Source organism: Streptomyces sp. ISL-99 (assembly GCF_018614005.1).
Classification (GTDB): domain Bacteria; phylum Actinomycetota; class Actinomycetes; order Streptomycetales; family Streptomycetaceae; genus Streptomyces; species Streptomyces flavidovirens.
In genome coordinates this window covers 1-11323 of the sequence record NZ_JAGGPC010000097.1, presented here as the reverse complement: position 1 = coordinate 11323, position 11323 = coordinate 1, and the positions used below count along the sequence as shown (strand labels likewise).

12 protein-coding genes and 3 pseudogenes are annotated in these 11323 nt (G+C 65.1%); 3 read left to right on the top strand and 12 right to left on the bottom strand.

Features of this window, described 5'->3' with window-relative positions; all coding sequences use genetic code 11:
- Nucleotides 1-28 precede the first annotated feature (28 nt).
- Nucleotides 29-361 (bottom strand): hypothetical protein, encoded by a 333-nt coding sequence (locus tag J7E91_RS35370; RefSeq protein WP_214911536.1) that lies wholly within the window; start codon nt 359-361, stop codon nt 29-31.
- A 95-nt stretch (nt 362-456) separates the two neighbouring features.
- Between J7E91_RS35370 and J7E91_RS35365 the strand changes: the two genes are divergently transcribed.
- Nucleotides 457-795, top strand: a complete 339-nt coding sequence (locus J7E91_RS35365; RefSeq protein ID WP_214911534.1) for a hypothetical protein — start codon at nt 457-459, stop codon at nt 793-795.
- 132 nt (nt 796-927) lie between these two features.
- On the opposite strand, the gene J7E91_RS35360 is transcribed toward J7E91_RS35365, so the two are convergent.
- The 9 genes and pseudogenes from J7E91_RS35360 to J7E91_RS35320 all read right to left on the bottom strand — a co-directional run bounded on the left by J7E91_RS35360 (nt 928) and on the right by J7E91_RS35320 (nt 7509).
- A complete protein-coding gene (locus J7E91_RS35360; protein WP_214911532.1) occupies nt 928-1464 on the bottom strand; it encodes a hypothetical protein in 537 nt (178 codons plus the stop codon).
- 320 nt (nt 1465-1784) lie between these two features.
- Nucleotides 1785-2393: a hypothetical protein gene (locus J7E91_RS35355; RefSeq protein WP_214911530.1), complete on the bottom strand. Its 609-nt coding sequence runs from the start codon at nt 2391-2393 to the stop codon at nt 1785-1787.
- A 14-nt stretch (nt 2394-2407) separates the two neighbouring features.
- Nucleotides 2408-2893, bottom strand: coding sequence for a matrixin family metalloprotease (locus J7E91_RS35350; RefSeq protein ID WP_214911527.1), 486 nt, complete (start codon nt 2891-2893; stop codon nt 2408-2410).
- A 263-nt stretch (nt 2894-3156) separates the two neighbouring features.
- A pseudogene (locus tag J7E91_RS35345) lies at nt 3157-3345 on the bottom strand (IS5/IS1182 family transposase); the annotation flags it as partial.
- Nucleotides 3346-3755: 410 nt separating this feature from the next.
- A complete protein-coding gene (locus J7E91_RS35340) occupies nt 3756-4106 on the bottom strand; it encodes a transposase (protein WP_214911525.1) in 351 nt (116 codons plus the stop codon).
- Between the two features lie 51 nt (nt 4107-4157).
- A complete protein-coding gene (locus tag J7E91_RS37495) occupies nt 4158-4790 on the bottom strand; it encodes an SDR family NAD(P)-dependent oxidoreductase (protein ID WP_214911523.1) in 633 nt (210 codons plus the stop codon).
- Between the two features lie 58 nt (nt 4791-4848).
- On the bottom strand, nt 4849-5322 hold the full coding sequence (locus tag J7E91_RS35330; RefSeq protein ID WP_214911521.1) for a hypothetical protein: 474 nt from the start codon (nt 5320-5322) through the stop codon (nt 4849-4851).
- 72 nt (nt 5323-5394) lie between these two features.
- Nucleotides 5395-6108, bottom strand: coding sequence for a hypothetical protein (locus tag J7E91_RS35325; protein ID WP_214911519.1), 714 nt, complete (start codon nt 6106-6108; stop codon nt 5395-5397).
- Nucleotides 6109-6468: 360 nt separating this feature from the next.
- Nucleotides 6469-7509, bottom strand: coding sequence for a cysteine hydrolase family protein (locus J7E91_RS35320; RefSeq protein WP_214911517.1), 1041 nt, complete (start codon nt 7507-7509; stop codon nt 6469-6471).
- Between the two features lie 456 nt (nt 7510-7965).
- Here J7E91_RS35320 and J7E91_RS35315 point away from each other — a divergent pair, with 456 nt between their 5' ends.
- On the top strand, nt 7966-8571 hold the full coding sequence (locus tag J7E91_RS35315; RefSeq protein ID WP_214911515.1) for a flavodoxin family protein: 606 nt from the start codon (nt 7966-7968) through the stop codon (nt 8569-8571).
- A gap of 96 nt (nt 8572-8667) precedes the next feature.
- On the opposite strand, the gene J7E91_RS37490 is transcribed toward J7E91_RS35315, so the two are convergent.
- Nucleotides 8668-8931 (bottom strand): integrase core domain-containing protein, encoded by a 264-nt coding sequence (locus tag J7E91_RS37490; RefSeq protein ID WP_285439180.1) that lies wholly within the window; start codon nt 8929-8931, stop codon nt 8668-8670.
- Nucleotides 8932-9221: 290 nt separating this feature from the next.
- On the opposite strand from J7E91_RS37490, the pseudogene J7E91_RS35305 reads away from it, so the two are divergent.
- A pseudogene (locus tag J7E91_RS35305) lies at nt 9222-10726 on the top strand (ISL3 family transposase).
- A gap of 460 nt (nt 10727-11186) precedes the next feature.
- Here J7E91_RS35305 and J7E91_RS35300 read toward each other — a convergent pair.
- Nucleotides 11187-11323: pseudogene (locus tag J7E91_RS35300) on the bottom strand (IS5/IS1182 family transposase); the annotation flags it as partial.

The window sequence follows — 11323 nt, the reverse complement described above, 5'->3', positions numbered from 1 at the left end:
CGAAAGCGGAATCCAGCACTAGTCCTAGTTAGCCCTCGGGGAAGAAGAAGCTGATGCCGACCCCGGGGTCCCATCCGGGGATCTCTTCGCGGCGGTTGAGGATCGACACGGCGGGGATACCGTCGCGCTCGTCGAGCCAGAAGTGGATGTCCCAGAGGCGTCCGTGCTGGATTCCGGGCGGGCACGGCGCCGGGTCACATTCGTCCGGAGAGATGGGCTGTTGGCCGGGGTTTGAGCCCTTGGGGTCGTCATCGGGCGGCGGAACGGCGATGTTCTGCCATGTGTCGGCGGGGTGGATGCTCCGCTCGTGGACGGACCACTCGTCACGGCCCGTCCTCCCGAAGCTGCCGCGAAGTGACAAGTAGCCGATAGTGATGCTTTGGGGTCCGATTCCCTTGTTGAGGCTGACCCCGACAGCTTGCTGCCGGAAAAGACCTGGCAGGAGGGGCGGAGCGGGTGGCGAAGCGGTGGGTCCGATACGTGGTGCCGGTGATGGTCGAGGTCGATGTCGACGACGACAAGGTGACCCGTGTAGTCACGCTGCCGGAGGAGGTCCGCGAGGACCGCGACGACATGGGCCACTTCCTGATCTACGACGAGCAGTTCGTCCGCCAGAGCGGTGACGACCAACCCCAGGTGCACGCCTTCTGCGTGGGCGAACCCCGTTGGGCCGACGACCGGTTCCAGGTTGGCGGCCCCGCGAACTGGCCGGAACGCTGGGAAGAGAGCTTCGGCCGGGACGAGTCCGACGATCGATACGAGGAGATCAACCCGTACGACCTACGCGAGCGGTAGATCCCGCTCGGCCCGGTGCTCCCGAAGCTGCTGCCAGGTGCCAATTGGGACCTGGCAGCAGCTTCGGGAGCCTTGTCCCCTATATACGGGCACAGGCTCTGGAACCCGGATAGCTTCATTTGCCGCCCGTCGTCACCTCGGTGGCAGCCCGCACGGGCCCGGGTGGCGGTTGAGCTGTGGGCAGGGCCGGCCGACCCGGTCGATCCACCGCGCGCAGTAGATGGTGAACATCCCGTCCGGCGGGATGCGCCAGAGCGCATCGTCCCGCTCCCGCTCCCTCTCGGACGGCTGCTCGGCGACACGGACGACATCCCCCTCGGCAAGGCTCAACTGGGCGGCGTTGTCGAAGAGAACGCGGTAGGGGAACGGCGCGACGTACTGCCGCACCAGCGTCACCCGACCGAGCGTCCCCGGGGGCACATGGAAGGGGACGCAGTAGTCGGCCGACTCCGCGCCCCGTCCCTCCTCCGCCTCCAGGCCGTCGTCCGGGTACGAGCCCCGCAGTCGGCGGCTCGCCTCTACCCGGTCACCCTCCTGCAGCGTAAGGGAGTTGACCCGGACGCGCCGGACCAGTTCCAGCTTGTCCTCCAGCGAGAGCTTTTCGAGGACGTCATCGAGCTGCGTTGACATCCGCGCCTTGGCGTCCTCGCGGCTGATTGCGCTGGTCAATGCGCCGCAGCAGTTCCGCCTTCTCCATAGGGAGGTACACCAGCCGCGGCATCCGCCCGCGGCTTCAAGCGGCCACAACCGACGACGACAGCTGAGCCGTAGTACGAAGCCCCGGGGCAGGTGGCCCGGGGCTCCTGCGCATCTCTTTTGCGCCTGGTTCAACAGCTTTGGGCGGGCTGGTCTGCGCGGCCTGCTCGTCACTCAGTCAGACACTCCAGTGCGGGCTGCCTGCCCGACGGGATGGCCGAGCTGCTGGGCGGACATTTGACCATGAACTCAACTGGCCTTTCAGCTGGAGCTGAAAGGCCAGTTACGGAAGCCTATGGCTTGCGAGGAAGTTCTTGGTTTCGAACCGCTTCTTCAAATTCTCTGATGGCGTCCACTTGCTGCTCCGGGCTGGTAATCATGATATCAGCGTATCCAGGCGCAACGATCGACAGCCAACCCTTTTGAGAGTCGCGCTTGGTCGTAAAGAGATAGGTGTTGCCAGGCTTCAACAGAGGGTCACCCTCCAGGAGAACCGTGCTCTCATCCTCCGGGTCGTAGCCTCCCTGTTGATTAACTATAATGTCGCCGCTTATCTCACTCTTGAGAACCTTCAGCACATCGACACTGAACTGGGTTTGCGGAATAACCGTGCCTGGATTCGTGGTCTCCTTGCTTTCTGACCCTACTTTCTCGACAACGCGCCCCAGGAAAACTTGCTCGGCGAATCCCACCAACTTGCGCTTGTCTTTTACGTCGAGAGAGTAAACGGCTTCCGCGTTGTGCGTTGGCCTCTCCTTTTGGTCATCCATAAATCCGTACACCAGTACGCCGATTCCGACGGCAAGTGCGGACGATATGGCTACTATGGAGAGTCTTCGCCTTCCCATTTTCAGGTTCTTTCCCCTTGGCAATGTACCCACTCCTACCTTTCGGGCGCCCATTTCCACTCCTTTTCTTAGCCCCACAGTTCGGCATAGTCCGATTTATCGTGGCTCTGCGGCGTATTGATCCCGTGACAGCAACTTGAGCTCATGAGCTGAGTGGTATAGGAATGGCCAAGTCCCAGTGCATGCCCCAGTTCATGGCCACCTACCATGCGCTTATCGAAGGTCGCTAGCTTATCCATTTGGTATCGATTGAAGTTGATCACATCGGTTGTTAGTCGTTCCTGATAGTAGCCGATGACCGTGGTCGTCGAATCGTAGTAGTCGCCGTACTCCAGGTCTGCAATGCTCACGCCATCATCAGGTGCGATGTCTACGCTTCCTAGCTTATCCCATTCACTTATTCCCCAATTTCTTGCATCGTCGTACCGGGTGAATTCGTCATACTTTATCTCGTAGGCAAACCAGAAGCCATCCACCGAATCACTTCCGCTGAAGTGGGCGTGCGCTCCGGTGGCTGAGGTGATGGTAAAAAAAAATGCGCTAATCGCTATCATGGCAAGCCTGGCGGCTCTCCTGCGTGATGAATGCACTGCGAGACCTCTCTTAGGAAATCGACTGGCAACACGTGTGCGGTGAGAAGGTAGCAGAGTAAAGGTCGACATAAAAGATACTCAACAGTACGGTAATGACGGCAAGAAACCTGTTTAGGTTCCAATCAGTCTGATCTCTATCAGAGTTTGGATTTAGCCTGACAAATGGTCACTACATGAACAACCGCGTAGCGGCTCGCTAAGAACTCGGGCAGGTAGGCGGGGGTTCACGGGCGGTTTGCGCGGTCGTCCCAGGGGTGGGTCGCCCACGCCCGGCGGATCAGGCTACGGACGGTGATGATCGTGTCGGCGAGGTCGAAGAAGGCGTCGATGACGGTGGCTCGGCGTTCGTAGCAGCGGGCCAGGCGGTGGAAGGCGTTCTGCCAGGCGTGGGTGCGCTCGATGTGCCACTGGCCGGCCCCGAGCCAGCCTCCCCCGGACAGGGACAGGCGCGAACGCGTTGCCGGGCGGCCTGAAGACCGGGGCGACGATCCGACGCCGGTTCGAACGGACGACTGCACCGCCGTGGTTGCCAATCCGCTGGTGCCGCTCAGCAATATCGACCCCCTCGTCCCGGACGATTTCACCATCGACGCAACCGAGCCCAACCCCGAGGATCCGCTGGATCCGAAGGTCGCACTGGGTATCGAGGCAGTCCACTGCGAGCGCGTGCAGATCGGCGACTCGCGCTCCAGGCCGTCCACCTGGTCGACATTCCGGGTCCCCCTGCGCGTACCTCCCGAGGGAGAACCGCCGCAGGAGATGCAGCCGCTGCCGCACTTCGACGTCTACCAGCTCTGGTACATCTCGGACAATCTCGACCTCGTCAGGCTCCTGCGGCGGGAAGGGGGCGAAAGCGCGAGCGAGATCGTCCATGTCCCGGATCTGAGGTTCGACCTGATTTTTTCAAGATCTCGATCGTCTTCGCCTGCTCGGCGGTCAGCTTCCGCAGCCGCTTCAGCTCCTCGTCCCGATCGTCGACACCCTGTCCTGCCCGCACAGCACCGGGCTCGGTCTCCTGGGTGGTGCGGGCCTTCTTCACCCAGCCCCGCAGGGACTCCGAACTGATCCCGAGCTCCCGGGCGACCTCGGTCACCGTCCGGCCCGACGACCGCACGAGCTCGATCGCGTCCCGCTTGTACTCGTCTGAGTACCGCTTCGTGTACTTGCTTCCCACCTGGCACTGCTTCCTCTGGAACCTCAAATCCCAGTCTCCAGGTGTCCACGATCAAGGGGAAGCTTCACTACCCTTCGCCCGTACCGCGCCGCGGGTTGAATCGCAGTGCCGGAGATGGTGATGGACGTCGGTCTGTCCCCGCCGTCTGTTGATGGCTCTGGCTGCGGCCGCGAGGACCGTCGCGCCTGCGGTCGCCACCAGCGCTTTGCCGATGAGGCGGTGGTCGTGTCGGCGCCATCCGTCGTCGACGGTGTGGGTCGGGGAGTCGGGGGCGAATACGGTGCCGTCGTGCGAGGGAACAGGGATGTCCCGCAGGGCGCAGGTGTTCACGACGGGTCCGATGAGGCGGTCGTAGAGCCGGGGGGCGAGCCGGTGTACCCAGGCACCGATGCGGTGTGTCTGCCCGACGACGATCTCGCGCCGGGGTCGGTCGGCCGCGCGCAGCACCGCGGACACCACCCGCTCCGGGGACGTCACAGGCGGCAGGGGACGAATCTGGCGGCCGACGTAGTTCGCGGCATGGCGGTAGCACTCGCACTCGCGGGCAACCTCGGTGAGGGCCTGCTCGCTGCGGGCCGCCAGGACGACGTCGGCCCCGCGGGCGGCGAAGGCTTGTGCTGTCCCGCGGCCGATGCCGCTGGAGGCGCCGGTGATGACCACCACCTGCCGGACCGGCCGATTCATGGCGTCTTCCGGATCTGCTGTGCCCTGGCGGCTCGGCCGGGGATCGCTGGCCATAAGGTCATGACCGCCGGGCGGGGTCGAGGAAGTGGTCGAAGACAGCGCCGGTCGCTTGGGCCTGCACATACTTCTCGACGAGGTCGACGATCCAGTCCTGCTTCGACCACTGCGTCGGCTGGTAGAGCCCGAGAGCGACGTTGAGGAGCACATCGCCGGTGTAGACGGTCGCGAACACTGTGTTGACCGCCTTCTGGCCGCTCAGCCCCGCGGCGGCGGCAATCCCATACGCGGTGCCCCACATGCCGCCGAGAGAGAAGTGGGTGGCATAGTTCAGCCGCTCGCGGCCCTCTGGACCGTTGGGGTGCACGGGCAGGATCCGCTCGGCGAAATCCGCGGGAGCGTAACTGTCGTCACGGCCGGTGACCGGCATCTCGACAAACTTCTGGAAAGCGGTCATCACCACGGTCCCGGCGACGCCGGCAAGGACGCCGCACCCGATGTTCGCTGCCAGACTCGCCCGCTTGGTCGACTGCATGGAATCTCCTTTGGGAAAGGCCGGCGCGTAGCGAAGAAGCTCAGGGCGGCGCACCGACGCGGGGGTGCGCTGCTACTTCGGTGTCTCGCCGGCGCCGAACACGTCCTTGACCTTCTCGACGGCCTGGTGAGCCATGCTCTGCGGAATCACCGACTCATCCGGATCGGTGGTGTTCTCCGGCGGGGTGAACAGCAGTTTCTCCGCGTAGGGCGCTGAGCGGCCCATGACGAAGGCGGCGGCGGTCTCCCCGTACAGCCGCCTGGCATCCTCCACCGTCCGGCGCCCCTCGATGATCTCGACCGCGAGGTTGAGGGTGAGAGTGTTGTACGCCTCATGATCGCAACGGGCACCGATCTGACCGGCGGTCCGGTCCAGCAGCACGCTGCCGTCGAACGCCACCAGGTCCGAAGCCCGCTCCGCGGGGACGGGGTAGTCGACGTACTGGAGCAGGAGGTCGGTGTGCGGGGTGGGGAAGTTGTGCGCCACTTCGTCGGCGGTCAGTTCCATCCGGCTCCACGGACCGGTCCGGTACCACAGCAGTTTCGTCGGTGTCGCCTCGTTCGGCGCACCGTAGTGGTCCAGAATCTTCTCCGCCACCTTCTTCGGAGCCTCGGGCCACTGCTCGACGATCGCCTGCGCCTGGGCCAGCGGCACCGATTGCCGCCGACCCAGTTCCGAGCCCGCGCGGTCCTGTGCCTTCAAGCGCCGCGCACTGGCCTGGCTGGTGGCCAGCGAGCCCTGCCGCTCGTGCGTCGGCATGCTCAGATTGTCATCCTCGGACCCCATGTCTACCTCCTGGTCAGCCCTCCAGCGAGCAGCCGGCCGCATGCGGCTCAGCAGCTAGGTCGGCACTCTCCGCGTGCCGCCGTCTCCCGCAGTACCCAATACCGGCATTTCAACCCTTTCGTATGCTCGGCGGATCATGCCCACGGTCGAGCGACTGGCCATCCGCGTCGACGGTCTCCTGACCCGGCGGGGTGAACAGCAACTTCCCCGAGTAAGGGGCAGAGCGGCCCACGACGAAGGCTGCGGCCGTCTTCTCGCAAAACCGCCGCGCCCCCTCACCCGTCCGGCGTCTGGCGGTGGGTTCCACGCACAGATCGAGCTCGTGTGGCGGAACAGTCCTGGCGCGTGGGGGCCGCTTGGTCACCGGCTGTTCATCGAGGGCGAGCGGGAGTGGTACAGGTGCCTGACTTCCCGCTGGGTGGGGCCCACCTTGGCCTGGTGGTCTCGGTGGCTGGGGAGCGTCTCCCAGCCCATCTTGCCGACGACGAGTTTGGGGACATTGACGAAAACTTCCTGGCCGGTGCGTCGCACGATGGCATCGAGCGGGATGAATATGTCCTTGCTGAACACCAGGCCCCGTCGGATCCGCAGGTAGCCCTCGTGCTCCTCGTCCGCCTCGGCCACCTCGGCAGCAGTGCCGATCTTGCCGTGGTCGGAGCAGCGCACCTCATCGCCAGGCTCTGGCTTTGCCGTCGTCTCGCGGGCATCACCCAGCCCGGCGAGGAACTCCTCGACGGTCATGACCGCATTGGCGATGAGTGGGTAGTTCACCCGGATCGACGCTTCGTAGGCAGGGATGTTCTCCGCTCCGATGGCGTCGGACAGGAACGTGATGTCGTAGCCGTACTCACCGGCAGTGCGCCCGGTGGACTCACAGCACAGGTTGGCCGTCATACCGCAGATGACCAGGTGCGTGATCCCGAGCCGTTCCAGATGATGAGGCAGATCCGTATGGAACAGGTCGCAGCCTTTGTGCGGCTGGAGGACGATCTCGTCCGCCCGCGGCTGAAGGGCGGGGTGGAAATCCGCGCCCCAGCTGCCGGCGAGGAACATCTTGCGCTCGAACATGATCCGATTGATACCGCTGCGCCGCTGCAGGTGGGCGTTCTCGTAGTCCTCGGCCGTGTATGCCATCGGTCCGAACAGAACGGGAACGCCGCCGGCCCGCGCACCATCGATCACCCTTGCCAGGTTCTGTACGACGTCGTTCTTCTTGACGGTGGACTTCGTCAGATCCCAGGCAGCGCCTCCTTCGGAGAGAAAGTCGTTCACCGGGTCGATCACCAGCAGTGAGGTCCGTTTCCGCCTGGACAGCGCCGGGTCCCTCACCTCCCCGGCTCGTCCGTCGGCGTTCACACCGGAAATGTCGCCTGCCTCGCCTGCCGGTACCGCTCCTGCCATGGAGGCCACCTTCTTGGTCTTGCGCGTAGGCTTCTCTGTATCGAGCCTGCTACCCGGAGGCGTCACATGCAAAAGGGGCTGGACCGGGTTGCGCAGAGGCCGATCCTGTGTGATTCAGGCGGCGTTCGGTGTCACCTGGGAACGGCGGTGCAGAACTTCGGACTCCTCCCGTCGCAGGCGGACCAGCGCGCATAGCGGAGTCGCTCAGTGCTGTACCAGCCGGCCCATTGCACGACGGTGCATTCGGCCTGGTCAGCGTCTTACCAGGGCCCTTGATGCCCGAATGCGGACCAACCCCAGTCGTCGGTCGACACGAAAGCGTAAGTGGTACCGGCACGGTGAAGGCCGGTCGCTCCAGAGACCGGCGTGCCGCAGCCTCAACACGCAGTCTGTGTGACTACCGTCCTGCGTACGGGCCGACCGGCCCGTCCCCCCTTGAGGCATGTCTGGAGCACTGTGCGCGCACTGGTACTCAACTGCACCTTGAAGGCTTCACCGGAGCCGTCGAACACCGACCGTCTCGCCCAAGTCGTGGTCCAGGCGCTGCGGGAGCGTGACGTGGAGGTCTCGACGCTCCGCCTGGCCGACCTCGCCATCCCGCCGGGAGTGGCGACGGACATGGGGCAGGGCGACCAGTGGCCGCAGGTGCACGAGCGACTGTTGGCCTCGGAGATCCTGGTCGTGGCCACGCCCACCTGGGTGGGGCACCCCTCCTCGATCGCCCAGCGGATGCTGGAGCGCATGGACGCGATGCTCAGCGAAACCGACGAGGAAGGCCGCCCCGTCGCCTATAACCGGGTCGCAGGTGTGGTGGTGACCGGTAACGAGGACGGCGCCCACCACGTGATCTCCGAAATCGCCGGTGGGTTGATGGACATCGGCTACACAATCCCCGGGCAGGCGTGGACGTACTGGAACCGGGGCCCGGGCCCAGGACCGAGTTACACCGAGACCGGTGAGGGCCACGAGTGGTCGGCCAAGACCGGACGGGCCATGGCAGCGAACCTGCACGCGGTCGCCGACGCACTGGCAACGGCACCGATGGGCCCACCGCCAGCGTGACCGACAGGCTCGCCGGCCCATTCAAGGAAACAGGTCCGCATGCGTCGCACACGCTGAGGGGCCTCGCGTCTTCCGGACAGGCGTCGGCCGTTGATTTCACGCGGCGATTCGCAACTTCTGATATTCGGCGTGAGCTTCGTGTGGGGGTCGATAACCTACCGCCGAGTGAAGGCGTTTACGATTATACCAGAACTCGATGTAGTGGGTGATGTCCCGCCGGGCTGCCTCCCGGGTCAGGTAAGTAACCCGCGATACACGCTCGTTCTTCAGGACGCTGAGGAACGATTCGGTCATGGCGTTGTCGAAACAGATTCCGGTACGGCCGGCAGATCTGCGGAGTCCGATCCGTTTCAACTCCATGGCGAACTCCGCTGACATGTAGTTGCTTCGGCGGTCGGAGACGATCTCCGTAGGCGCGGGCGGGGCCTTGCTGTCGACCGTGAACGTCTTCCACGCCGACCAGCCCGCGTTGTAGTGCGCGCCGTCGTACGGCGAGGTGCGGAACTTGTAGGTCTTGCCGTCGGTCAGCACGCCTGACGGGACGGTCACGGGTCTGTCAAACGAGCGGCTCTGGCCCCTAGTCGGTGGTGACGGCAGGTGACGGGCGTCGTTGACGGGGTGTGCGAGATATCAACTCCCTTGTGGCTACGGTGTTCTCAGGGCTTTCGGCGCTGGTCATCGAGGATGTGGCGGACGACGGCGAGGTGATCCGGGTCTTGGCCCGGACCCGGGATGTCCCCTTTCCCTGCCCGATGTGCGGGGTCCCGACGGGGAAGGTGCACGGATACCACGTCCGGACCGTTGCGGATGTGCCAGTCGATGGCCGCCGGGTCGTGGTCAACGTCCGGGTACGACGTCTGGTCTGCCCGGCCTGGGCTGCCGGCGGCAGACCTTCCGCGAGCAAGTCCCTGGGCTGATCGAACGCCTTCAGCGCCGCACCACGCGTCTGACCAGCCAGGTCTCGGGGGTGGTCAAGGAGTTATGCGGCCGGGCGGCCGCCCGGCTCACCCGGTTACTGGCCGTGCCCGTATCGTTTGCCACCGCCCTGCGGGTGCTGCGGGGAATCCCCCCGCCGGCGGTGCGGATCCCGAGGGTGATCGGGGTCGATGACTTCGCCCTGCGCCGCCGGCACCGCTACGCCACGATCATCATCGATGCCGAGACCGGGGAACGCGTCGATGTCCTGCCCGACCGCGAAGCCGCCACCTTGGAGACATGGCTGCGCGGGAAGAAAGGGATCGAAGTCGTGTGCCGGGACGGCTCGGCCACCTACGCCGAGGCGATCCGCCGGGCCCTGCCCGACGCGGTGCAGGTCAGCGACCGCTGGCATCTGTGGCGGAACCTCTGCGACAAAGTCCTGGCCGAGGTCCGCGCCCACGCCCCCTGCTGGGCCACCGTCAACCCGCCCCGGCCCGGCGGCGTTCGCGAGCAGACCACCCGCGAGCGCTGGAACAAAGTCCACGCCCTCCTCGACGCCGGCGTCGGCCTGCTCGACTGCTCCCGCAGACTGAACTTCACCCTGAACACCGTCAAGCGCTACGCCCGCATCCCCGAACCGCCAGCGGATCGCATCGCCCCCCGCTACCGGCCCACCCTGGTCGACCCCTACCGCGACCACCTGCGCCGGCGCCGGTCCGACAACCCGGCCGTTCCCGTCACGCACCTCCTGCATGAGATCAGGGAACTGGGCTATACCGGCAGTGCCAACCTGCTGGTCCGCTACCTCAACCAGGGTCGCGCCGAAGGAGAGCGCCCCGTGACAACCCCCCGCCGCTTCGCCCGGCTCCTGCTCACCCACCCCGAGCACCTGTGGACCAGGGACACCGACCTGCTCGGCCTCCTGACTGCGGCCTGCCCGGAGATGACCGCACTCGCCCGGCTCACCGGCGACTTCGCCGCGCTCCTGACCCCGGCCCAGGCCAACGACGGCAAGCTCACCCAGTGGATAGCCACAGTCCGCACCGCTGACCTGCCCCACCTGCACAGCTTCTGCAACGGCCTCGATATCGATCGCGCCGCCGTGAACGCCGGCCTCACCCTGCCCCACCACAACGGCCGGACAGAGGGCGTCAACACCCGAACCAAGAGGATCATGCGGCAGATGCACGGCCGAGCAGGATTCGACCTCCTCCGTCACCGCATCCTCCTGCAATAAGGAGAACGCACCGTCACCACCGACTACGGAATAGAGCCGAACGATTTACAGTCCCCAATGCGGGAACTGGCTCGGCTTGAGCATCAACGGCTTTGTGTGCTGCGTGGCACTCACCCCAGTGAGGCACGCTCGTATGAACCGCATGGCGACCTGGAGTGGCTCTTGAGTGAAATGCACAGGCATACGCGGACATCAGTGGCATCAGGCTTGGCCCCACCGAATGCAGCCTATGACGCTCGGAGGAGCGCGAGCTGGTCGCCGGCATCAGCCCGACGGCTCCGCTGCGTCGCAACTGAAAAGGAATTCCGTCTGAGAAGCGGTGGCACTGCCGAGGTTGTGCCGCGTTGGACGCGCTGGGCTTCGCCGAGTCGCACCTGGAGAAGGCGCTCGGCGTCCGCTTCTTTGCGAGCACGTACAGCACGGCTCGTGCTTGAGATGGACCAGGTGCTTAGACGGTGTCCTACATGGTGAGGTTGTGGAAGCGTTTGTAGCAGCAGAGTGCGGCCGCGAGGCCGAGAAAGGCCAGGTAGTTGCCGGGTTGTCGTTCGTAGCGGTGGTTGAGCCGGCGGTAGCCAGTCAGCCAGGACGTTGGGTCGG